This is a genomic window from Pseudomonas sp., assembly GCF_030150285.1.
Taxonomy (GTDB): domain Bacteria; phylum Pseudomonadota; class Gammaproteobacteria; order Pseudomonadales; family Pseudomonadaceae; genus Aquipseudomonas.
Map to the genome: position 1 here is coordinate 1 of NZ_JASLGE010000095.1, position 21,836 is coordinate 21,836.

A 21,836-nucleotide genomic window follows, 5' to 3' on the forward strand; every position below is an offset into this window, starting at 1 on the left:
TCGCGATCTTTTGATCATTAAAAGATCGCGAGCAATCGAGCGTCGACCGACTGCTCCTACGGGGATGTGAAGTGCGACTTACAGCCGCTCCCACACTTCAAAGCTGAACGCCGGCTTGCCCTCTGCGGCAGCCTGTTTATCTTCTGATACCAGGGTCCACTGCGCCTGATCAAACTCAGGAAACCACGCATCCCCTTCCGGGCTCAGGCCCACGCGCGTCAGGTACAAGCGGTCGGCATCGGCCAGCCCCAGCGTGTACAACTGCGCGCCGCCAATCAGCATGACTTCGCTCACGCCCTGTTCTACAGCCCAGGCTTCCGCGCGCTCAACCGCCGCTTCAAGGGACGCGAACACTTCGGCACCGTCCAGCTGCAAGCCGGCCTGACGGCTGACCACCAGATTCAGGCGGCCCGGCAGCGGGCGGCCCAGCGAATCCCAGGTTTTGCGACCCATGATGATCGGCTTGCCCAGGGTGGTGGCCTTGAAATATTTGAAATCCGCCGGCAAATGCCACGGCATGCTGTTATCGACGCCAATTACGCGGTTTTCAGCAAGTGCCGCGATCAGGCTAAGGGGGAGGGTTTTTTTCATGACGTCGAGGATACCAGAGCGACCCGCGTCGGCAGTACCCCGCCTGACTCACAGCGGTTATGCTCTGGGTTCACTTGAATGGACTGGCCTGTGACTCAACTCACTTCTCTGCAACGCCTGTGGCTGACTGAAACCGTGCGCCTGCGCGAGGAACACGCGGGCAATCTGGATGATCTGGAAGCCAATCGCCGTGCCCGCGCGCTGGGCGGCGACTTGGCCACACGCCTGCAACACCGTGCCCTGTGGCTAGCCGAGCGCGATGGTTTGACCACGGCGCTGCAGCACTGGCTGCAAGGCGCGCGCCTGGCTCTGCTGGCCCTCACGGTGCTGGCCATCATCAGCGGCGCGGGGCTGGCTTTCGCCGCGCTAGGCAATGGGCAAACCCCGGTCAATGTGTTCTGGGCACTCGGCAGCCTACTAGGGCTCAACCTGCTGCTATTGCTCAGTTGGTTGCTGGGCCTGCTGTTTGCCAGCGATCACGGCGCAACCCTGGGGCGGCTGTGGTTGTGGCTGAGCGAAAAACTGGCCCGCGATGCCAAGGCCGCGCAACTGGTGCCTGCGCTGCTGCTGGTGCTGCAACGGCGCAAGCTCAATCGCTGGGCCCTCGGCACGCTGGTCAACGGGTTGTGGCTGCTGGCGATGGTCAGCGCACTGGTGATGATGCTGCTGTTAATGGCCGCCCGAAAATATGGCTTTATCTGGGAAACCACCATCCTGAGCGCCGAGGTGTTTGTCAGCGCCACCCGCGCCCTTGGCACGTTGCCCGGCTGGCTGGGGTTTACCGGGCCGTCCGAAGCGATGATCCGTGCCAGCACCGACACCACGTACAGCAGCGAAGCCGTCCGTCAGGCCTGGGCCGTGTGGCTGGTGGGCGTGGTCGTGGTGTACGGCGTGTTGCCGCGCCTGTTGCTCGCGGCCTTCTGCCAGTGGCGCTGGGTTCGTGGGCGCAACGCGCTGCAACTGGATCTCAACCTGCCGGGCTACAGCCAACTGCGCGAGCGCTTGATGCCGAGCAGCGAGCGCCTTGGGGTCAACGATGCCGCCCCCGAGCAGTTGCACAACGTGCACGCCGGGCAGAGCGATGTGAACACCGATGGCGCGCTGATCGTTGCCATCGAGTTGGACGACCAACAGCCGTGGCCGCCCACGCTGGCGCCCACGGTCAAAGACGCGGGCATCCTCGACAGCCGCGAGTCCCGGCAAAAACTGCTGGAGCAAATGACCCGCTTTCCGCCCGCGCGGCTGGCGATTGCCTGCGACCCACGGCGCTCGCCAGATCGCGGCAGCCTGGCGCTGATCGGCGAACTGGCCCGCAGCGCAGCCGCCACGCGTATCTGGCTGCTGCAAGCCCCCCCCGGCCAGGCGCTGGACGCCGATCGCCTCAGCGATTGGCACACCGCACTGGACCAACTGGGGCTGCCCCACGCGGCCAGCCCACCGCTCACCTGGTTGGAGACCGGTCATGACTAAGCCCCTTGTGCTGGCGGTGGTTGGCCATACCAACGTCGGCAAAACTTCATTGCTGCGCACCCTCACCCGCGATGTCGGTTTTGGCGAGGTGTCTCACCGCCCCAGCACCACGCGCCACGTTGAAGGCGCGCGGCTGTCGGTGGACGGCGAGCCGCTGCTGGAATTGTACGACACGCCGGGCCTGGAAGACGCCATTGCCCTGCTCGACTACCTGGAGCGCCTCGACCCGCCCGGCGTACGGCTGGACGGCCCGGCACGGGTCGCCCGCTTTCTGGAGGGCAGCGAAGCGCGCCAGCGGTTCGAACAAGAGGCCAAAGTGCTGCGCCAGTTGCTGGCCTCTGACGCCGGGCTCTACGTGATCGACGCCCGTGAGCCGGTGCTGGCCAAGTACCGCGACGAACTCAGCGTGCTGGCCAGTTGCGGCAAACCCTTGTTGCCCGTGCTCAACTTTGTCAGCAGCCCCCAGCACCGCGAGCCCGAGTGGCGCGACGCCCTGGCCCGCCTCGGTTTGCATGCGCTGGTGCGCTTTGACAGCGTGGCCCCCCCTGAAGACGGTGAGCGACGCCTCTACGAAAGCCTCGCGTTGCTGCTGGAACACGCCCGTGGCGCACTGCAACGCTTGATCGATGACCTGGCGGCCCAGCGACTCGCCCGTAAACACAGCGCATTGCGCCTGATTGCTGAGTTATTGATCGATTGCGCCGCGTGCCGGCGCAGCGTGGCCAGCGAGAAAGCCGTCGAACAACAGGCCGTCAATCAACTGCGCGAAGCCGTGCGCCAGCGCGAGCAACGCTGTGTCGAGTCGCTACTCAAGCTGTATGGTTTTCGCCCCCATGACGCCGCGGCCAGCGACCTGCCGTTGCTGGACGGGCGCTGGGGCGATGACTTGTTCAACCCCGAAACCCTCAAGCAATTGGGTGTGCGCGTGGGCGGCGGCATAGCGGCCGGTGCCGCTGCCGGGGCGGGCGTGGACCTGATGGTGGGCGGGTTAACCCTGGGTGCCGCCGCGCTGGCCGGGGCCATTGCCGGGGGTGCCCTGCAAACCGCGCGCAGTTATGGCAGCCGCTTGCTGGGCAAGCTCAAGGGTCAGCGAGAGTTGACGGTGGACGACAGTGTGTTGCGGCTGCTGGCCTTGCGCCAACGTCAATTGCTGTTCGCGCTGAATGCACGCGGGCATGCGGCGGTGGACAGCATCAAGGTCGACACCCCGCAAGACAAAACCTGGCGCGAAGGCAAATTGCCTGAAGCCCTTAACAAGGCCCGCGCGCACCCCCAATGGTCGTCGCTCAACCCGCACCCCAAATTGAGCCAGGCCGAGCGCCAGGAACAGATCGAGTTACTGGCCAATACCTTGTAGGCGCGCTTGCTCGCGCCTACGGGTTAGGTGTTCAACAGCTTCAAGGCTTTGGCCTTGAGCAATTGCAACTCGATGATCGGGACGTGCCGTTGCTTGGCGTGTTCGTCCCAATGGCGCAGGCGCAGGCTAAGCGAGCACAGCGGGTCTTGCTCAAACGCATCAGCCTCGGCTTCGCTCATCACGCCACCTTGGTAACCCAACGTCTTGAGGCTGGCTTCGCTCAGCAGGTCGTAATAGCCGGGTTGACGCAACGTCAGGTAGCGCTTGGCCTGTACGTGGTATTCCACCAGTTTGGCCAAGCGCTCACTGAACCCCGCCCGGCGCAGGTAATCAGCGCCCAACTGCTCATGACTGACCACGCCATATCCGTCCATGTTAGGCGCATCTTTGACGCATAAATGCCCAATATCATGAAAGAACGCGGCCAATACCACTTCGTCGTCATGCCCTTCGGCCAACGCCCATTGCGCCGCCTGGGACATATGTTCGAGTTGTGACACCGGTTCGCCGATGTAATCGTCAGTGCCGAACTGCTCATACAAGGCAAACACCTGCGCTACCGCCTGTTGTGCCGGTGTCATCACGCCTCCTCCAGCAAGCGCGCCATGTTGCGCTCGGCCATCGCCGGGCCAACGCTCATGCCCACGCCGGTGTGCATCAGGGCGGCGCTCAAGCCCGGAGCCACGGGCAGCCAGGTAAACGGCTTGGCCCCGCGCGCGCCGTACACGCCCTGCCAGCGCTCGACCACCTGCACCTCACAGCCCAAGGTGTCTTCGCACAGTTGCAGCATCCAGTTATCCACTTGTTCGGCGTTAAACGGCGAAGGATCGCTGCCGTAATCGTGCGAATCGCCGACGATCAACTCGCCATAAGGCGTAGGGCTGATTAACAAATGAATACCGTGTTGATCCAGATGCGGGCTGTCACGCACGATTTCAGCCTGTACGGCGGCGGCTTCGGGCAGGTCGGAAAACGCGCCGTAATGCACACAGCTCAACCCGGTGAGCAAAGCATGTTGCAGGTTCAAAGGGGCCTTGGGCCGTACACGCAACATTTGCAGGCGGCAAATCTGCGGGTTGAGCTGGGCCAACGGTTGGGCCAGCAGGGTGTGATAGTCGTGCCCTGAACACACAATCACCTGGGCACCTTTAAAGCTGCCCGCTGTGGTGTGGATGTGGCCGGGCTCAACGTCGCGCACCAGTGTCGAGAAGTGGAACTCGACACCGAGGTCGCGTTGCAGGTACTGCACCAACGCTGGAATCGCCTCACGCGAGTACACCTGCTGGTCGTCCAGCCCGTGTAACGCGGCGCGGTGATGGCTGAATTGGCCGCCGTACAACGCGTGCAATTCAGCCCCGCGCAGCAGTTCGGCACGGTAGCCGAATTCGCGGGCGCGGCCTTCGCAGAAGGCTTCGAGCAGGTGGTGTTGCGCTTCGGTGCGGGCAAACAGGTACGAACCGTTGCGCTTGAGTTCGAACCCCGCCTGTTGCGCCCAGTCGGCCCAAATGCTGCGGCTGGCACGGGCCAGGTCGAGCATCACGCCCGGTGGCTGGCCGGTAACCAGCGCCTGACCGAAGTTGCGCACCGACGCGCCCAGTGGCGTGTGGGTGCGCTCGAACACATGCACCTTGAGCCCTCGTTTTGCAGCGGCATACGCATGGGACAGGCCCAGAATGCCTGCGCCGACGATAAGAATGGGTTGAGTCATAAACATGTCCTGAAGGGCACAGCCCTGTCGCCGCTGCCGCAGGCTGCGATCGAGCCCGCAGGGGTCGCGCTTTTCAAGCGCGAAGGTCCTTCGGCCCTTATCGCAGCCTGCGGCAGCGGCTACAGGGTTTAGCATCTATGCAACGTTATTTGGCTACTTTCTCGGACTTGCCGTCGTAGCGTTTGCGCCATTCGGTCAAAATCTCATCCCGGTTTTTTGAGGCCCAGGCGAAGTCGTTTTTAATCAGGCGCTGCTCGTAGTCGGCGGGCAACTCGGTCTGCGGCTTGGCAATGCCCGGCTGCGCGAGCACCGCGAAGTTCTCTTTATAAAGCTCCATGGCCGCCGGGCTGGCCGAGAAGTCAGCCAGCTTTTGCGCGGCATCGGCATGCGGCGTGCCTTTGATCACCGCCGTGGCTTCGATCTCCCAGCCCAGGCCTTCTTTAGGCAGGATGATGTCCAGCGGCGCACCCTGGCGCTTGAGCTGCACGGCCGGGTATTCAAACGAGATGCCAATCGGGAACTCCCCCGCCGCCGCCAACTTGCAGGGCTTGGAGCCGGAGTGAACGTACTGGCCAATGTTCTGGTGCAAGCCATCCATGTACGCCCACCCCTGTTTCTCGCCAAAGGTTTGCAGCCACGCACTCACGTCGAGAAAGCCGGTGCCGGAAGACGCCGGGTTGGGCATCACGATCTTGCCTTTGTACTCAGGCTTGGTCAGGTCTTGCCAGCTCACGGGTTTGGTCAGGCCCTGTTTTTCGGCCTCGATGGTATTGAAGCAAATGGTCGCGGCCCACACGTCCATGCCGACCCAGGCCGGTGGGTTGGCGGGGTCACGGTAGTGAGCGCCGATCTTGGCCAGGTCTTTCGGCGCATAGGGCTGCAACATGCCTTGCTGGTCCAGAATCGCCAGGCTCGACGCGGCCAACCCCCACACGGCATCCGCTTGCGGGCGAGCTTTTTCAGCCAGCAACTTGGCAGTGATGATGCCGGTGGAATCACGCACCCACTTGATCTCAACGTCCGGGTTGGCCTTTTCGAAGGCTTGCTTGTAGGTCTTCAGTTGTTCGGCTTCAAGGGCGGTGTACACCGTCAACTCGGTTTTGGCGGCAAACGCGTTAACGCTAACAGCGGTGAGGACTGCAGCGGCAAGAGCCAATGGCTTGAACATGGTGCGGTTCCTATGAGGGTTGAGGGTTACTGCGCAGGCGCGCCTTGACGCCAGGCCTGGGAGCGACGCAACACGCCGCGCGAGGCCCAGGCCAGCAGCAGGGAAACGCCGATGGAGGTAAACAGAATCAAAGTCGACATGGCCGCCGCGCCGCCGACGTTACCGGCGTCGTCCATGTTCAGCACCGCCACGGCCGCGAGCAGGGTGTCGGGGCTGTAGAGGAAAATGGCGGCCGACACGGTGGTCATCGCTGACACAAACAAATAGCGCACGATGTCCAGCAACGCGGGCAGGCAAATCGGTACGGTGACGCGCAGGTAATGGCGGTACAGCGGGGCCTTGAGCGACAGCGCGGCGGCCTCGAACTCGGCATCCAGTTGGCGCAGAGCCGTCGTGGCCGTCATGTGGGCGGTGGTTAAATAGTGAGCAATGGTGCACACCACCAGCAACGTCATGGTGCCGTAAAGCCCATGCAACGGGTTGCCGGCCAAGTTGAAAAAGAACACGTAACCCAGGCCCAATACCAGCCCCGGCACGGCCATCGGCACAAAACTGAGCATGCGCAGCGCCAGGTTAAGGCCCTTTTGACCCCGGGTTTTTTCCATCAGGTAGGCACCGGTGAAAATCAGCACGCTGCCGATCAACGCCGTGCACACCGCCAGCGTCAGGCTATTGCGGTAAGCCAACCAGCCGCCGCCCGCCGTGTCACTGAACTGATAATGCTTAAGCGACAACGATAAGTTGTACGGCCAGAATTTAACCAGCGACGAGTACACGGCCATCCCGAAAACCAGCAACAAGACGCTGCAGATCAGCAGCACGATGAGCAAATAGCAGCGGTCACGGGTTTTCGAAGGCAGCGGCTTGAACACTTGGGCGCGGCCACTCATCGAGTCGCCATGCTGACGGCGCAACCAGGCGTCCACGCCAAAACTCAACAGCGCGGGCAGCAGTAGCACCATGCCGATCAACGCGCCGCGACCAAACTGTTGCTGACCCACCACCGCTTTGTAGGCCTCCAGCGCCAGCACTTGGTAATCCCCGCCCACCACCACGGGCACGCCGAAGTCGGTGATGGTCAGGGTAAATACCAGGCAAAACGCGGCGAACACGGCCTGTTGGGTGCCGGGCCACGTGATGCTGCGAAACGCTTTAAATGGCCCGGCTCCCATGCTGGACGCGGCGTCAAACAGGCGCGCATCGGCCAGCGACAAGGCCGAGAGCAAAATCATCAGGGCATGGGGAAAGGTGTAGATCGCCTCGCCCAGCACAATGCCCCAGAAACCGTAGATGTTGTCTGAAATCAGCCCACGCAACAGGCCCTGATTGCCGAACAGGTACACCAGCGCGATACCGGGCAACATGGACGGTGCCATCAACGGCAACAACGACAGGCCCCGCCAAATACGCTTGCCGGGGATTAACGTGCGTTGCAGGGCGTAGGCAAACAGGTACGCCAGCGGTACAACAATGGCCGCCACGCTGAGCGACACTTTCAGGCTGTTGCCCACCAGCCAATGGAAGTTGTCGCTGGTCACCAGCTCACGCGCCGCCAGCCAGCCGCCGCCTTGGCCGTCGTCGGCACTAAAGCCGCGCCAGAAGATCGCCAGCAGCGGCATCAACACCGCCAAGATCAATAGCAACAGCAGCAGCCATTTGCCACCGATCACGAAGACCCGGTCACCCAGTTCCGCCTTCGAGATCCGACGGGGCACGGTGCTGAGCGTTGGCAAGGCTATTTCAGCGGCCATCTTGGGCAAACACCTGGAGGCTGCTGGGCGGTAGAGCTACAAAAATGTCCTGACTGCCAAGGCGTGAAAGGTCCTGGCTACCCATCTCGGCGGTCAGCGCATGGCCCGGCAGTTGGGTAAGTTCGAAACTCATGCGGCAGCGATTGCCCAGAAAAGTCACGTCATGCACCCGCGCCGCAAACAGGTTTTCCTCATGCAGCACCGGGTTCACGCTGATGGCTTCCGGGCGGCAAAACAGACGGCCCGAGGCCGCACGTCCGGCGTCATCGGCCAGCCGCAAGCTCAGGTCACCGACCCGGGCGTGACTGTCGCTGCTGCGCTGGAACGGCAGCCAGTTACCCTGCCCGACAAACTCGGCCACGAACGGCGTGGCCGGTTTGTTATAAATCGCTTGGGGTGTGTCGTACTGCTCGACCCTGCCGTGGTTCATCACGGCGATCCGGTCGGCCATCAACATGGCTTCGTCCTGGTTGTGGGTCACCATCAACGTGGTCACCCCCAAGCGGCGCTGCAATTGGCGCAATTCGGTGCACAAATGCTCGCGCACGCGGGCGTCCAGCGCTGACATGGGCTCATCCAGCAACAGCAACGAAGGGGCCGGAGCCAAGGCGCGGGCCAGGGCGACGCGCTGTTGTTGGCCGCCAGACAATTGGCCGGGGTATTTCTTTTCGCTGCCGGTGAGGCCGACCAGTTCCAGCATCTCAGCGACACGTTTGCGCACCACGTCGCGGTTGCTGCCCGCCAGGCCGTAGGCAATGTTGGCTTCGACCGTCAGGTTGGGAAACAGCGCATAGGACTGAAACAAGATGCCGTAGTCACGGGCCTGAGGGGCCAGGTCAGACACATCGCGATCGCCCAGGTACAACACGCCGCTGTCCTGGCGCTCGAGCCCGGCGATGCAACGCAATAACGTGGTCTTGCCGCACCCGGACGGCCCGAGCAGGCACACCAGTTCGCCGGCCGCCACCTCCAGCGAAACCGCATCCAGCGCGGTAAAGGTACCAAAGCGCTTGCTGACAGCGCGCACCGTCATGGGTACGCCGGGCGGGGTCAAAGGGGTTGCATTCGAGCCGTTCATGGAGGCACCTCATCAAACAGATGGGGCCATGCTAGAGACGCAATGCGTACACGGTGTGGCAGTTAGGCAAAACCTGCCGATAGCGGTATTGGTGAATTTTGGATGTGGGGGTTTGGAGGCACGAGTCGTTGTCAGGCGGGGGCCATTTCCTGCGCCAGGCCCAGAAATGCGGCAGGCAAACGGGCTGACTTTCGCTCTTTCAGGCAGTACAGATACTCCGCGATCAGCGGCGCACCTTCGAGGGTCAGCACGCGCAACTGTGGGTCGTGGGGGACTTCCTGTCGGGCAATGATACTGATGCCGATATTGCGCAGCACGGCCTCACGGATCGACTCACGGCTACCGATTTCCAATAGCGGCCCGAACCCGACGTTCGCAGTGGCCAATAGGGTTTCCGTGAGCTGGCGCGTGGTGGAGCCTTTTTCGCGCATCAACAGGCAATGCCCGGCCAGCGCGCTAAGCGGCACATGATCGAGTGCCCCCAGCGGGTGGTTACGGTGCACGGCCAGTACCAGCGGGTCGGTGCCCAGTACCCGGCGTATCAGGCGTGGGTCTTCGAGCAATTGTGATGAAGCCGCAATGTCGACGCGGTACTCATCCAACGCTTCCAGCACCTGCTGCGAGTTGCCAATGTCCACCGACACCTCAACCTGCGGTAAACGCTCACGAAAGGTTTTGACCAGATCGAGGATGTAATACGGCGCGGTTGCGGCAATGCGCAGGGTGCCTACGCCTTGGCCGCTGTTGCGCAAAAAGAACTCGATGTTGGCTTCTTGCTGCAACAGCGCCTTGACCATCGGCATCAAGCGCACGCCCTCGTCACTCAGGGTCAAGCGCCGCCCGCCGCGGTAGAACAGCTCCACCGCGTACTGACTTTCAAGCTGGCGAATTTGCGTGGTCACCGTGGGTTGGCTCAGCCCGAGCTTTTTGGCGGCCTGAGTAATGCTGCCCAATTGGGCCACCCGGTAAAACGCTTTCAGCTCGGCACTCAGCACTGCGGCCTCTCTTGGTCTATTTGCGCACCAGGCGCAAGCCGTTAAACACCACCAACAAGCTCACGCCCATGTCGGCAAACACGGCCATCCACATAGTGGCCATTCCGAGGAAGGTTACCGCAAGAAAGATCGCCTTGATGACCAATGCCAGGGCAATGTTCTGTTTCAGGATGCTGGCCGTATCCCGTGACAGGCGAATGAACGCCGGTATTTTGCGCAGATCGTCGTCCATCAGGGCGACATCAGCGGTTTCTATCGCGGTATCGGTACCGGCCGCCGCCATTGCAAAGCCGATTTGAGCGCGGGCCAGTGCCGGGGCGTCGTTGATGCCATCCCCGACCATCCCCACCTGATGGCCTTGGGCATACAAGGCTTCAATCGCCTTGAGTTTGTCCTCGGGCAACAGATTACCCTGTGCCTCGTCGATACCCACTTGGGCGGCAATGGCGCGAGCCGTGTGCGGGTTGTCACCCGTAAGCATCAGGGTTTTGATGCCCAGCGCGTGCAACTCGCGAATGGCCTCACGGCTGCTGGCCTTGACGGTGTCCGCGACCGCGAACAGCGCCATCGGGCCTGTGCTGTCGAGCAGCAGAATCACGGTTTTACCCTGCTCTTCCAGCGCGAAGAGTTGTTTTTCAAGCGCAGGTGAACACAGGCCCAGTTCTTCCACCAAGCGGTGGTTGCCCAAGTGGTAAACCTTGCCGTCGATTTCGCCACGGACACCGCGCCCGGCCAGGGCGGTGAAGTTATCCACAGAGCGTAACGCCAGGTTTTTATCCACAGCCGCATTGGCCACCGCCAATGACACCGGGTGGTCGGAACGCGCGGCGAGGCTCGCGGCCAGCACGACGCCGCTGTCGATATGCAGCGGGTCCAGCGGTACATAGTCGGTTTGCACCGGCTTGCCGTGGGTAATGGTGCCGGTCTTGTCGAGTGCCAGGTAGTCGAGTTTATGGCCGCTTTCGAGGTACACCCCGCCCTTGACCAAAATGCCTTTACGCGCTGCGGCGGCCAGGCCGCTGACGATGGTCACCGGCGTCGAAATCACCAGTGCACACGGGCACGCCACCACCAGCAGCACCAGCGCACGGTAAATCCAGTCAAACCAGGCTGCGCCCATAAACAGCGGCGGGATAACGGCCATCGCCAAGGCCAGTGCAAACACCACCGGCGTATAGATTTTGGCGAAGCGGTCGACAAAACGCTGCGTGGGTGCCCGCGCGCCCTGGGCTTCTTCGACAGCGTGAATAATGCGCGCCAGCGTCGAATGGCTGGCCTGCGCCGTCACCCGATATTCCAGCGCACCGGCCTGGTTGATGGTGCCGGCAAACACCTTGTCGCCAACGGTTTTTTCCACCGGCAAGCTTTCGCCCGTGATGGGAGCCTGATCAATGGTTGAACGGCCCGCGATGACTTCGCCATCCAGGCCGACCCGTTCGCCAGGCCGCACGCGCACGATGGCATCGAGTGCCACCTCCTTGACGTCACATTCCAACCAGGTACCGTCCGCTTGCTGGACGGTGGCTTTATCCGGGGCCATGTCCATCAGGCCGCCAATGGCATTGCGCGCCCGATCGAGGGATTTGGCCTCAATCAATTCAGCCACGGTAAACAGGAACATCACCATCGCCGCTTCAGGCCATTGGCCAATCAGCACCGCGCCCGTCACGGCGATGCTCATCAGGGCATTGATGTTCAGGTTGAGGTTTTTCAGGGCAATCCAGCCCTTTTTATAAGTGCCCAAACCACCGCTCAGGATGGAGACCAGTGCGACCAGCGCAATGACCCAGGTGGGCGCGGCCTCGGTGAAGTGCAACACCTCAGCAGCCAAAGCGCCAACGCCGGACACCGCCAGGGGCCACCAATGCTTTTTGGCCGCCGGTGGCAAAGGCGCGTTATCGCCGTCAGACTCGATCGGGTCCGCCTGCATGCCCAGCGACTTGATGGCCTCTACGATGGCATCGGTGGTTGGCAGGTCATGGGTGACGCCCAGCACCCGGTTGAGCAGGTTGAATTCCAATTGCTGCACGCCGGCCATCTTGCCCAGTTTGTTCTGGATAAGGGTTTGCTCGGTGGGGCAGTCCATCGCCTCAATGCGAAAACGGCTCAAGCGTGCACCGGCCGTGGTGGCCGCACTCACTTTGACCACACTCGGAGCCGCCTTGGCAGACGAGCAGCAGCTCTGAGCATGGGGCGCATGGGCATGGGCGTGGCCATGATCGTGATCGTGATCGTGATCGTGATCGTGGCCAGCGTCGGTCTTTTTGGGGTGGTGAACGGAGTCGCTCATGGGTTGCGTCCAGGAAAGGTGCCTGTTGCCAAGTAAAGACCCTGTAGCCACTATAGGGTCAAGCCCCTATTTGGAGATCATCGTCATGAAGATAGGTGAGTTATCAAAACTGACTGACTGCCAGGTCGAAACCATCCGCTATTACGAGCGCGAGGGGCTGCTGCCAGAGCCGGCCCGCAGCGAAGGCAACTACCGGCTGTACACCCAGGCACACGTTGAACGGCTGACGTTTATCCGCAACTGCCGCAGCCTGGACATGACACTGGAAGAGATCCGCAGCCTGCTGAGCCTGCGTGACAGCCCGCAGGACCAATGCGAAAGCGTGAATGCGTTGATCGACGAACATATCCACCACGTCAAGGCACGGGTCGACAGTTTGCTGGCGTTGCAGGCGCAACTGCTCGACCTGCGCCAACGCTGCAGCGAAGGGCCGAACGGGGAACATTGCGGGATTTTGCAGCAATTGGAAGTCAGCGGCTCAGTGAGCGCGCCGGAAGGCGAACCCAGCCATGTGGGCCGCAGCCACGGGCATTGAGCCCTCTCTGCGAAGCCAAGATCGGTACTTGAGGCGTGAAAGAACCAGGGCCGCAGCCCTGGTTTTTTTGCATCGGCTGGTTCGACTGATCAGTGACGGGGAGCCGTCGGGTTGCCGTCGATCTGGCGCCATACATTGAGCGGGTTGTCTTGTCTAAGGGCCTGTGGGAGCAAGACGTCAGGGACATTCTGGTAGCAGACCGGGCGCAAGAAGCGCTCGATGGCGGTTGAGCCAACCGAGGTTGTGCGGCTGTCCGAGGTGGCGGGGAAGACGCCGCCGTGCACCATGCTGTCGCACACCTCCACGCCCGTCGGGAAGCCGTTGACGAGGATGCGACCCGCCTTTTTCTCCATGGCCCCGAGCAGGCCCCGGGCAATCGTCAGGTCTGAGTCTTCCAGGTGCAGCGTCGCTGTCAATTGCCCCTCAATGGCCTGAGCAAACGCCAGCATCTGGTCAACATGTTCACAGCGAATGACGATGGCTGCCGGGCCAAACACTTCATCCAGCAAGCCGGCATTGGCCGACACATTGGCGAATGCCGTCTGGTAGAGCTGCCCTTGCGCCTGGCTCACACCGGTGTGAGCCTGCCCCGACGCAACCGTTTCTACACACGCTTGGCCCGAGATCTTGCTCAAACCCTGTTCATAAGCCGCGTGAATACCCGGCGTGAGCATGGTCTGAGCGCCCTTCTCTGACAGGTGCGCACCGGCCCGAGCCAGAAAAGCCTCCAAGTCAGGGCCTTCCACTGCCAACACAATACCGGGGTTGGTGCAGAACTGACCCGCGCCCATGACCAGAGCGTCCACAAACGCCGTGGCAATGGGTTCCGCCCGGGCCGCCAAGGCACCCGGCAACAGGAAGACGGGGTTGATGCTGCTCATTTCTGCGTACACCGCAATGGGCTCGGGGCGCGCGGCTGCAGCCCGCATCAACGCCAGGCCACCTGCACGAGAACCCGTGAAGCCCACGGCCTTGATGGCTGGGTGCGAGACCAATTGCTGGCCCACATCACTGCCGTCACCTATCACCAAAGAGAACGTGCCTTCGGGCAATTCGAGGCGCTGCGCCGCCGCCTGAATCACACGGCCGACCAGTTCTGAGGTGCCAAGGTGAGCACGATGGGCTTTCACAATCACTGGGCAGCCTGCGGCCAAGGCCGAGGCGGTATCCCCGCCGGCCACGGAGAACGCCAGCGGAAAATTACTGGCCCCAAAGACCACCACCGGGCCCAAGGGGATTTTGCACAGGCGCAGATCCGGGCGCGGTAAAGGCTGGCGCTCAGGTAATGGCGAATCAAATGTAGCGGTTTGCCACCGCCCCTGACGAAGCACCGTTGCAAACAGGCGCAGTTGCCCGGCCGTACGGCCGCGTTCACCTTCCAGCCGCGCCACGGGCAAACCGGTCTCGAGGTGGGCTCGCTCAATCAGCGTGGAGCCCAGCGCCATGATCCCGTCTGCAATGCTTTCCAGAAACTGAGCCCGGGTCTCGGGATCGGTGGTGCGAAACGGGTCGAACGCTTGCTCCGCCAGTGCGCAGGCCTGCTCGACAAGCGCCGGGGTAGCACAGTTGAAAACGGGGGTGCTAATGGCCTGCCCGTCATGGGGGTTGATCCCCAGCAGTTCACGCCCGTCGCCCCGGATGGCCTGATAACCGATTAATTGTTCGCCAGTGAGTTGCATAAATCGTTGCTCCGAGTCTGATTATTGGTCAGTGGAAATGGGCTGTTTCAGAAGCAGGACGTAGGCCATTGCTGCCACCGCGGCCACGACGGCGCTGATCAAAAATGCAGAGGCAAAGGAACCCGATTGCTGGATGCTGAAGCCGGTGACAATGGGGGCTGCGGAGCCTGCCAGGTAGCCACCAAAGTTCTGGATGGAACCAAAAGAGGCGACGCGACGGCTGTTCACAACGGTGTTCGCGATCATCCAGGCGGTAGAACTGGCCATATTCACGCTGAACAGCGCGCAGCACAGCAGGGCCACGCTCAAGACAATGCCACTGCCAAACGAAAGCGGAATCGTAAAGGCAGCCGCCGACAGCAGTGCGCTCACCACAACGATCTTGCGGCTGCCCAAAACGGTGGCTCCATTTTTCACCAGACGGTCGCAAATACGGCCCGCCACAATGGTGCCCAGCGCGCCGAAGACATAGGCCAGAGAAACCACCCAGGCGGTTTGGTACAGGCTCAGGCCATGCTCGCGCTCGAAGTAGCCAGGCAGCCAGGTCAGGTGCAGCCACAACATGTAGATCACACCCATAAAGCCAAGTACCGCACCCCAGGTGGTCTTGTGGCGAAACAGCTCAGCCCATGCGCTCAGTTGCGCCTTCATCGTTGGCCTGGCGGTCTCAACAGGCAGTGCTTGCGACGCCAGCAGACGCTCACGCTCCTCGCCCGGCAGCTCGGCCAGGTAACGCTCTTTGCTCTTGTAGAAAGCGAACCAGCAGAAGGCCAGCACAATGCCGAACACGCCGGTGACGATAAACATGCCACGCCAGCCCCACGTGACCATCAGCAGAGTCAACAGCGGTGGCGCAATGCAGGGACCGATACACGTCGACGACAGCACAATGCCGGTCGGGGTACCACGCTTCTCAGCTTCAAACCATTCCGCCAGCGCCTTGGCGGCTGAGGGGAACATGGGCGCTTCACCAATGCCCAGCAGGATCCGCAGACCAATAAAGGACGAGAAGCTATTGATCAAACCCGACGCCGTCTGCGCCACCGACCAGCCCAACAGCGCCGCGCCCAGGGAAATCTTGCTGCCAAGACGGTCGATGATGACGCCCAGCGGCAACTGCGCCAGCGCATAGGCCAGAGAAAACGCCGACAAGAGAATACCCATCTCTGAAGGCGTAATACCCATGTCTCGCTGGATAGACGTGTTCGCAATCGACAACGCACTGCGGTCAACGTAGTTGATGATGCCAATCACCAGCAGCAGGCTCACGGTGATGACCTGGTACTTTTTGTAAGGGTTGGGACTCACGGCCGCTGCAGGCTTGTTACCAAGCGCTGCAGGCGCAGATTTATCACTCATGGGGGCGCTCACTTTTATTATTGTTGGTTGCAAAATGGGTCGCTGCTTACATCGAGGCTTCTAGCAGCCACTGATAATCATCAGCACTCGCCTCTCGCGGGTTAGTGCGGTGGCTGTGGTCAGCCAGGGCTCCCTGGATGATTTTCGGGAACAGATCTTCGGTCACACCCAGCTCGCGCAGACCTGTTGGCAGGCCCAACGTGCGCGTCATAGTGCGAATTGCCTCTTCGAGTGTGCTGTCATCAGCCAGGCCAATGGCTTGAGCGATTCGCGCCATTTTGTGCTCGGCCACCACCGTCTCGGCCTTGCGGTTGAACGCGATGACAGCCGGCAAAAAGATCGCATTGAGGGTGCCGTGGTGCAGGCGCGGGTTGATGCCGCCCAGCGAATGACTGAGGCTGTGGACACAGCCCAAGCCCTTCTGAAAGGCCAAGGCACCCTGCAGAGAGGCACTCATCATGTTGGTGCGGCCTTCCAGGTTTTGCGGCTCCCGGGTGGCCGTTTCGATGAAACGCCAGGCACGCCACAAACCATCCAAAGCAATACCGTCCGCCGGGGGATTGAACGCCGGAGCCATGAACGTTTCCAGGCAATGAGCGATGGCATCCATCCCGGTCGCAGCGGTCATCGCCTCAGGCAGCCCAAACGTCAGTTGAGGGTCGCAGATGGCCGATTTAGGGACGACATAAGGGGAAATCACCCCGACTTTGCGACCGTCGTCCAGAATCAGGATGGCACCCCGGCCCACTTCGCTGCCCGTACCGGCGGTGGTAGGCACCGCAATCACCGGGGCGGTCGCTGAGGTGATGCGCGCCAAACCGCCTTCAATAACGGCGAAGCTTTTCAGCGGGCCATCATGCGTAGCACAGACCGCGACCCCTTTGGCCAGGTCGATGGCCGAACCACCCCCGATGGCAATAATGCCGTCACACCCGTGCGCTTTGTACAGAGCTACGGCTTCACGCACGGCGCTTTCGTTCGGGTTAGGCGGCGTGCCGTCGTAAATCTGCAGCGGGTGGGCGAGGTCAGTGAAGGTGCTCAAGGCACTGTCGATGATACCAGCTGCGCGCACACCGCGGTCAGTGACGATCAAAGGGCGAGTTATACCCACTCGTTGGCACTCCGCAGGTAGAAGCGATATGGCCCCCGCCTCGAACTGAATTTGGGTAATGTAATTGATCAGGGACATAGGTCTCCTAGTGCCTTTAGGCTTTGTTATTCTGGGCTAATCGGCCGCATTGAATGCAGCACCGTGGCGCCAGTATAGAAATCAAAACCCAGCTATGGTATTGAGAACAATCCATATAGGTATAACCATGAGCAATACCAGATGACACCTTCGCTCAATTCGATCATGTCCAGACTCCACGCCAGGCACCTGCGCTTGCTGATTGAGCTGGACGAGCACCGCTCGCTGCTCGGGGCCGCGAGCAGCGTCGGCCTCACTCAACCGGGCGCGAGCAAAGCGCTGCAAGAGATTGAAACGACCTTTGGCACAGCGCTCTTCACACGAACCAACCGGGGCCTGGAACCCACAGCGGCTGGCTACTGTGCAATCCGTTACGCACGCGTGGTCCAGACCGATATTTCAAACCTTCGGCATGACCTTGATGCGATCTTGCGGGGTGTGGGCGGGCGTCTTGCTGTGGGCGCAATCATGGGTGCAGTTCCGCTGCTAATGAAGGCCGTTTCTCAACTGATTGCCATCCAGCCCGAGATGTCGTTCGAAATCGTCGAGGACACCAGTGGGTCACTACTGGCACAGATCGAAAGTGGCCGACTGGATATGGCCCTGTGCCGAACGTGCGTGAGCAGCTCGCCGCACCTGCTCTCGAGTTCGCTTATTCAGGATGAAACGCTGGCCGTCATCGCCAGTGTCGATCACCCACTCAAGGGCGCGAAGACGTTAAGCCTGGAGCAATTGGCTGACAGCCGCTGGATCGCGTACCGGGCAAACATGCCGATGCGGGTGCAACTGGAGCGCGAGTTTCACGATGCCGGGATCCGCTTCCCGCTTCACCTGGTCGAGACCACGTCCATTCTGGCGACCTTGTCGCTGCTGCAAAACTTGCCTGATTTCGTGGCCCTGGTGTCGATCGATGTGGCGAACCAATGCGCCCAGCACCATCGAATTCAAATCCTGCCACTCTCAATGAGTTCGGTCAGCGACCCCTACGAACTGGTCACCCGCAGGGGCTCTCAGGCCACGCCGGCCATGAAACACCTGGCGCAGTTACTGCTGCCCCCCGCCCAGAATGAGGTGCCCAGGGCTTGACTCAACCCGCCCAATAAAAAGGCCTCCCGAGGGAGGCCTTGGACGGACACGCGGGCTTACACCGCCATCGGCGCGGTCATGGGGGCGTGGTGCTGGTAGCCCTCAAGGCTGAAGTCGCCCGGTTCGATCAAGCCCAGCCATTCAGGTTGGTACACGCCCGTTTTGGCGAACTCCGGTACGCGGTCCGAAATCACCAGTTTCGGCATCGGGAACGGTTCGCGGGTCAATTGTTCATTGAGCATGTCCAGGTGGTTTTCATACACATGGGCATCGCCAATGAAGTAGGTGAACCAGCGCGGCGTGTAGCCGGTCAGGCGGCCGATCAGGCTCAGCAGTGCCGCGCCTTCGGTCAGGTTGAACGGCGTGCCCAGGCCCAGGTCGTTGGAGCGAATGTAGAGGGTCAGGGAGATTTCCTTGGTCTCGACATTCGGGTGGAACTGGTACAGCAAGTGGCACGGCGGCAGGGCCATTTCGTCGAGCTGGGCGCAGTTCCAACCGTGGAACAGGATACGGCGGCTGCCCGGGTCGTTGATGATGGTGTCCACGCACTGGCGCACCTGGTCGATGGCCTTGTACAGCACCACGTAGGCTTGACCGTCTTCTTCACCTTCGGCGATCTGACGGTAACCTTGGCTCAGGCACAACTCGATAGCCGCCAGGTTGCTGCGCGCGATCTGCTTGTAGGCTGGCCACTTGCGCCATTGCACACCGTAGATTTCACCCAGGTCGTCTTCACCCTGGCGGAACGGGTTGGCCAGCCATTGCGCGTTTTCGTTGGCGTTCTGGTCCCACACCTTGCAGCCCAGCGCACGGAAGTCCGCCGCACTGTTGACCGGGCGCAAGAAGCCGCACATCTCGCCAATGGCCGACTTGAACGCCATGCGGCGCGTGGTGATGGCCGGGAAGCCTTCCTTGAGGTCGTAGCGCAACATCGCACCGGGCAGACTGATGGTCTTCACGCCCGTACGGTTGGCTTGCAAGGTGCCATGCTTGATGACGTTGGCAACGAGGTCGAGATATTGCTTCATGGTTTTCCTACCGTTTGAATGCAGGGCGTTGTGGGCCCTGCGATTCGACTGTATTACGCGGCTTTTTGAGCCGCCGGATCGCGGTGATAAGCCCACCAGATAAGGAACAGGCCACCTGCGACCATCGGGATGCAGAGAATTTGCCCCATCGTCACCCAGCCAAACGCCAGGTAGCCCAGCTGGGCATCCGGCACACGGACGAATTCGACGATAAAGCGGAAGATGCCGTAGAACAGGGCAAACATGCCCGAAACGGCCATGGTTGGGCGCGGTTTGCGCGAATACAACCAAAGAATCAGGAACAGCGCCACACCTTCCAGGGCGAACTGGTAAAGCTGCGACGGATGGCGCGCCAGTTGCTGCGGGTCAGTGGGGAAAATCATCGCCCACGGCACATCGCTGGCCTTGCCCCACAGCTCGGCGTTAATGAAGTTGCCGATGCGCCCGGCCCCCAAGCCGATGGGTACCACGGGGGCGATAAAGTCCATGATCTGGAAAAACGACTTGCCGTTGCGCTTGCCGAAGCCCCAGACAGCCAGCATCACGCCGATCAACCCGCCGTGGAACGCCATGCCGCCCTTCCACACTTCGAAAATCAGCAGTGGGTTGGCGATATAGGCGCTCAGGTCGTAGAACAGCACATAACCCAGGCGGCCCCCGACAATCACGCCCATGGCGACCCAGAACACCAGATCAGAGAGCTTTTCTTTGGTCCAGGTCGGGTCGAAGCGGTTGAGGCGTCGCGACAGGATCAACCAGGCAGCACCAATGCCGATCAGGTACATCAACCCGTACCAATGGATTTTCAGCGGTCCGATGGCCAATGCCACCGGGTCAATCTGCGGGTAAGGCAGCATTGCGACTCCTTGTTAGATCAGGAAACTCACGCCGACACAGAACAACAGTGCGGCAAACAGCCGTTTCAGCAAGCGTGGCGAAAGCTTATGGGCCAAACGCGCACCAAAACGGGCGAAAAACATGCTGGTCAGGGCAATCCCGAGCAGCGCCGGCAAGTAAACGAACCCGAGACTATGCGCGGGTAAGTCGGGGTTGTGCCAGCCAACAATCATGAAACTTAATGCACCGACGACCGCAATCGGCAAACCACAGGCCGCCGATGTCGCCACGGCTTGTTGCATGGGCACGCTGCGCCAGCTCAAGAAAGGTACGGTCAGAGAGCCACCGCCAATCCCGAAAATCGCTGAAGCCCAGCCAATCACGCTACCCGCAAGTGTCAGGCCGACCTTGCCTGGCACCGCTGCGGTGGCTTTGGGTTGCAGGCCAAACGCCATTTGCACCGCGATCACCAACGCAAACACACCAATGATTTTCTGCAAGTGCGGCCCGGCAATCGCTTCGGCCGTCAACGCGCCAATACCTGCGCCAATTAAAATACCCAGGGTCATCCACAAGAACAGTGGCCAACGCACCGCGCCTTTGCGGTTGTGTTCACGGATCGAATTGATTGAGGTGAAGATGATCGTCGCCAGTGAAGTACCCACGGCCAGGTGAGTCAGCACGGCGCTGTCAAACCCCTGCGCAGTGAAGCTAAACACCAGCACCGGCACAATAATGATCCCGCCACCGACCCCGAACAATCCGGCCAGCACCCCCGCGAAACCTCCCAATACCAGATAGAGCAGAAATTCCATGACGCCCCCCACAGTGTGATCCGCATGGTAACGGAGCAAGGGCTTGGGCTCCACTGCATGGCGCGAGACGCTCGGGCAATCTATAAGTAGTGTGGTTAAAAAAACATTAAGGACCGCTCATGTGTCTGATCGTCTTCGCTTGGCAACCCGGCCAGGCGCACCCTCTGGTGGTTGCCGCCAACCGTGATGAATTCTATGCACGCCCCAGCAAAGCGCTGGCGCAGTGGGCCGAAGCGCCGCAGGTGTACGCCGGTCGCGACCTCCAGGCGGGCGGTACCTGGCTGGGCGTGGGGGCCGATGGCCGCTTTGCCGCACTGACCAATATTCGTGAACAGCACCAATCGCCCGGGCGGCATTCACGGGGCGAGTTGGTGTCTGATTTCTTGAGTGGCAGCCTGCCCATTGGTGAATATTTCAAAAAAGTAGGACTCCGTTCAGTTGATTACGCCGGATTTAACCTGCTGTTAGGCACCCGCGATCAACTCTGGCATTTCAACTCACAAGACCTGGCCCCGCAGCCCTTGAGCCCAGGCGTTTATGGCTTGTCGAATGCCGGGCTGGATACGCCGTGGCCCAAGCTGCTCAGGGCCAAGGCAGCACTGACCGAGGTGCTGGGCGACCCTCACCCGCAAGCGTTGTTGGCGCTGCTCAAAGACCCCGAACAGGCACCGTTCAGTGAACTGCCGGACACCGGGGTCGGGTTGGCCACTGAGAAGCTGTTGTCGAGTGTGTTTATCGCCAGCACCAATTACGGTACACGCGCCAGCACCGCGCTGATCGTCAACGCCGATGGCTCACGGGTGATGGTGGAGCACAGCTTCGGGCCACATGGCGGGCACTTGGGCGAGGTGCATTTAACCGTGTAGGAGGGGCCGCCCCGCCTTCAACGCCGCGCTGTCA

19 protein-coding genes are annotated in these 21,836 nt (G+C 61.3%); 5 read left to right on the forward strand and 14 right to left on the reverse strand.

Annotated features, from left to right (window positions below):
- Nucleotides 1-78 precede the first annotated feature (78 nt).
- Complete coding sequence (locus tag Q1W15_RS22375) at nucleotides 79-591, reverse strand: dihydrofolate reductase (RefSeq protein ID WP_300732660.1); 513 nt, start codon at nucleotides 589-591, stop codon at nucleotides 79-81.
- Nucleotides 592-681: 90 nt separating this feature from the next.
- Between Q1W15_RS22375 and Q1W15_RS22380 the strand changes: the two genes are divergently transcribed.
- On the forward strand, nucleotides 682-2,061 hold the full coding sequence (locus Q1W15_RS22380; RefSeq protein ID WP_300732663.1) for a DUF2868 domain-containing protein: 1,380 nt from the start codon (nucleotides 682-684) through the stop codon (nucleotides 2,059-2,061).
- On the forward strand, nucleotides 2,054-3,418 hold the full coding sequence (locus Q1W15_RS22385; protein ID WP_300732666.1) for a GTPase/DUF3482 domain-containing protein: 1,365 nt from the start codon (nucleotides 2,054-2,056) through the stop codon (nucleotides 3,416-3,418). Before Q1W15_RS22380 ends, Q1W15_RS22385 begins: the two co-directional genes overlap by 8 nt.
- A 23-nt stretch (nucleotides 3,419-3,441) precedes the next feature.
- Here Q1W15_RS22385 and Q1W15_RS22390 read toward each other — a convergent pair whose 3' ends face one another.
- The 7 genes from Q1W15_RS22390 to Q1W15_RS22420 all read right to left on the reverse strand — a co-directional run bounded on the left by Q1W15_RS22390 (nucleotide 3,442) and on the right by Q1W15_RS22420 (nucleotide 12,408).
- On the reverse strand, nucleotides 3,442-3,999 hold the full coding sequence (locus Q1W15_RS22390) for a phosphonate degradation HD-domain oxygenase (RefSeq protein WP_300732669.1): 558 nt from the start codon (nucleotides 3,997-3,999) through the stop codon (nucleotides 3,442-3,444).
- Nucleotides 3,999-5,126 (reverse strand): TIGR03364 family FAD-dependent oxidoreductase, encoded by a 1,128-nt coding sequence (locus Q1W15_RS22395; RefSeq protein WP_300732672.1) that lies wholly within the window; start codon nucleotides 5,124-5,126, stop codon nucleotides 3,999-4,001. Before Q1W15_RS22395 ends, Q1W15_RS22390 begins: the two co-directional genes overlap by 1 nt.
- A gap of 145 nt (nucleotides 5,127-5,271) precedes the next feature.
- Nucleotides 5,272-6,294, reverse strand: coding sequence for a putative 2-aminoethylphosphonate ABC transporter substrate-binding protein (locus Q1W15_RS22400; protein WP_300732675.1), 1,023 nt, complete (start codon nucleotides 6,292-6,294; stop codon nucleotides 5,272-5,274).
- A gap of 26 nt (nucleotides 6,295-6,320) precedes the next feature.
- Nucleotides 6,321-8,045: a putative 2-aminoethylphosphonate ABC transporter permease subunit gene (locus tag Q1W15_RS22405; protein WP_300732678.1), complete on the reverse strand. Its 1,725-nt coding sequence runs from the start codon at nucleotides 8,043-8,045 to the stop codon at nucleotides 6,321-6,323.
- Nucleotides 8,035-9,123, reverse strand: a complete 1,089-nt coding sequence (locus tag Q1W15_RS22410) for a putative 2-aminoethylphosphonate ABC transporter ATP-binding protein (RefSeq protein ID WP_300732683.1) — start codon at nucleotides 9,121-9,123, stop codon at nucleotides 8,035-8,037. The genes Q1W15_RS22405 and Q1W15_RS22410 overlap by 11 nt, the downstream gene beginning before the upstream one ends.
- A gap of 131 nt (nucleotides 9,124-9,254) precedes the next feature.
- Nucleotides 9,255-10,118 carry a LysR family transcriptional regulator gene (locus tag Q1W15_RS22415; RefSeq protein ID WP_300732686.1) on the reverse strand — a complete coding sequence of 288 codons (864 nt, stop codon included), beginning with the start codon at nucleotides 10,116-10,118 and terminating at the stop codon, nucleotides 9,255-9,257.
- Nucleotides 10,119-10,134: 16 nt separating this feature from the next.
- Nucleotides 10,135-12,408 (reverse strand): heavy metal translocating P-type ATPase, encoded by a 2,274-nt coding sequence (locus tag Q1W15_RS22420; protein ID WP_300732689.1) that lies wholly within the window; start codon nucleotides 12,406-12,408, stop codon nucleotides 10,135-10,137.
- An 85-nt stretch (nucleotides 12,409-12,493) separates the two neighbouring features.
- Between Q1W15_RS22420 and cadR the strand changes: the two genes are divergently transcribed.
- The gene (gene cadR, locus Q1W15_RS22425) at nucleotides 12,494-12,943 is read left to right on the forward strand and encodes a Cd(II)/Pb(II)-responsive transcriptional regulator (protein ID WP_300732693.1); all 450 of its coding nucleotides are present in this window, start codon (nucleotides 12,494-12,496) and stop codon (nucleotides 12,941-12,943) included.
- 89 nt (nucleotides 12,944-13,032) lie between these two features.
- Here cadR and Q1W15_RS22430 read toward each other — a convergent pair whose 3' ends face one another.
- Genes Q1W15_RS22430 through Q1W15_RS22440 form a run of 3 tightly spaced genes read right to left on the reverse strand, consistent with a single transcriptional unit; the run spans nucleotide 13,033 to nucleotide 17,170 of the window.
- The gene (locus tag Q1W15_RS22430; protein WP_300732696.1) at nucleotides 13,033-14,622 is read right to left on the reverse strand and encodes an aldehyde dehydrogenase (NADP(+)); all 1,590 of its coding nucleotides are present in this window, start codon (nucleotides 14,620-14,622) and stop codon (nucleotides 13,033-13,035) included.
- 21 nt (nucleotides 14,623-14,643) lie between these two features.
- On the reverse strand, nucleotides 14,644-15,981 hold the full coding sequence (locus Q1W15_RS22435) for an MFS transporter (protein ID WP_300732699.1): 1,338 nt from the start codon (nucleotides 15,979-15,981) through the stop codon (nucleotides 14,644-14,646).
- A 46-nt stretch (nucleotides 15,982-16,027) separates the two neighbouring features.
- Entirely contained in the window at nucleotides 16,028-17,170 is a 1,143-nt protein-coding gene (locus Q1W15_RS22440; RefSeq protein ID WP_300732702.1) for an iron-containing alcohol dehydrogenase, read from the reverse strand.
- 141 nt (nucleotides 17,171-17,311) lie between these two features.
- Between Q1W15_RS22440 and Q1W15_RS22445 the strand changes: the two genes are divergently transcribed.
- Nucleotides 17,312-18,256 (forward strand): LysR family transcriptional regulator, encoded by a 945-nt coding sequence (locus Q1W15_RS22445; RefSeq protein ID WP_300732705.1) that lies wholly within the window; start codon nucleotides 17,312-17,314, stop codon nucleotides 18,254-18,256.
- Between the two features lie 56 nt (nucleotides 18,257-18,312).
- On the opposite strand, the gene Q1W15_RS22450 is transcribed toward Q1W15_RS22445, so the two are convergent.
- The 3 genes from Q1W15_RS22450 to Q1W15_RS22460 are packed head-to-tail and all read right to left on the reverse strand — an operon-like array spanning nucleotide 18,313 to nucleotide 20,936.
- Nucleotides 18,313-19,284, reverse strand: a complete 972-nt coding sequence (locus tag Q1W15_RS22450) for a thymidylate synthase (protein WP_300732707.1) — start codon at nucleotides 19,282-19,284, stop codon at nucleotides 18,313-18,315.
- 53 nt (nucleotides 19,285-19,337) lie between these two features.
- Entirely contained in the window at nucleotides 19,338-20,141 is an 804-nt protein-coding gene (gene lgt / locus Q1W15_RS22455; RefSeq protein WP_300732710.1) for a prolipoprotein diacylglyceryl transferase, read from the reverse strand.
- Nucleotides 20,142-20,153: 12 nt separating this feature from the next.
- Nucleotides 20,154-20,936: a sulfite exporter TauE/SafE family protein gene (locus Q1W15_RS22460; RefSeq protein ID WP_300732713.1), complete on the reverse strand. Its 783-nt coding sequence runs from the start codon at nucleotides 20,934-20,936 to the stop codon at nucleotides 20,154-20,156.
- Between the two features lie 119 nt (nucleotides 20,937-21,055).
- On the opposite strand from Q1W15_RS22460, the gene Q1W15_RS22465 reads away from it, so the two are divergent.
- The gene (locus Q1W15_RS22465; protein ID WP_300732715.1) at nucleotides 21,056-21,802 is read left to right on the forward strand and encodes an NRDE family protein; all 747 of its coding nucleotides are present in this window, start codon (nucleotides 21,056-21,058) and stop codon (nucleotides 21,800-21,802) included.
- The last annotated feature ends 34 nt before the right edge of the window (nucleotides 21,803-21,836 follow it).

Coding starts and splice junctions, on each gene's coding strand:
- Q1W15_RS22410 (WP_300732683.1), bottom strand. CDS start 9,123: ATGAACGGCTCGAATGCAACCCCTTTGACCCCGCCCGGCGTACCCATG.
- Q1W15_RS22440 (WP_300732702.1), bottom strand. CDS start 17,170: ATGTCCCTGATCAATTACATTACCCAAATTCAGTTCGAGGCGGGGGCC.
- Q1W15_RS22430 (WP_300732696.1), bottom strand. CDS start 14,622: ATGCAACTCACTGGCGAACAATTAATCGGTTATCAGGCCATCCGGGGC.
- cadR (WP_300732693.1), top strand. CDS start 12,494: ATGAAGATAGGTGAGTTATCAAAACTGACTGACTGCCAGGTCGAAACC.
- Q1W15_RS22465 (WP_300732715.1), top strand. CDS start 21,056: ATGTGTCTGATCGTCTTCGCTTGGCAACCCGGCCAGGCGCACCCTCTG.
- Q1W15_RS22390 (WP_300732669.1), bottom strand. CDS start 3,999: ATGACACCGGCACAACAGGCGGTAGCGCAGGTGTTTGCCTTGTATGAG.
- Q1W15_RS22445 (WP_300732705.1), top strand. CDS start 17,312: ATGACACCTTCGCTCAATTCGATCATGTCCAGACTCCACGCCAGGCAC.
- lgt (WP_300732710.1), bottom strand. CDS start 20,141: ATGCTGCCTTACCCGCAGATTGACCCGGTGGCATTGGCCATCGGACCG.
- Q1W15_RS22400 (WP_300732675.1), bottom strand. CDS start 6,294: ATGTTCAAGCCATTGGCTCTTGCCGCTGCAGTCCTCACCGCTGTTAGC.
- Q1W15_RS22385 (WP_300732666.1), top strand. CDS start 2,054: ATGACTAAGCCCCTTGTGCTGGCGGTGGTTGGCCATACCAACGTCGGC.
- Q1W15_RS22420 (WP_300732689.1), bottom strand. CDS start 12,408: ATGAGCGACTCCGTTCACCACCCCAAAAAGACCGACGCTGGCCACGAT.
- Q1W15_RS22450 (WP_300732707.1), bottom strand. CDS start 19,284: ATGAAGCAATATCTCGACCTCGTTGCCAACGTCATCAAGCATGGCACC.
- Q1W15_RS22460 (WP_300732713.1), bottom strand. CDS start 20,936: ATGGAATTTCTGCTCTATCTGGTATTGGGAGGTTTCGCGGGGGTGCTG.
- Q1W15_RS22395 (WP_300732672.1), bottom strand. CDS start 5,126: ATGACTCAACCCATTCTTATCGTCGGCGCAGGCATTCTGGGCCTGTCC.
- Q1W15_RS22435 (WP_300732699.1), bottom strand. CDS start 15,981: ATGAGTGATAAATCTGCGCCTGCAGCGCTTGGTAACAAGCCTGCAGCG.
- Q1W15_RS22405 (WP_300732678.1), bottom strand. CDS start 8,045: ATGGCCGCTGAAATAGCCTTGCCAACGCTCAGCACCGTGCCCCGTCGG.
- Q1W15_RS22375 (WP_300732660.1), bottom strand. CDS start 591: ATGAAAAAAACCCTCCCCCTTAGCCTGATCGCGGCACTTGCTGAAAAC.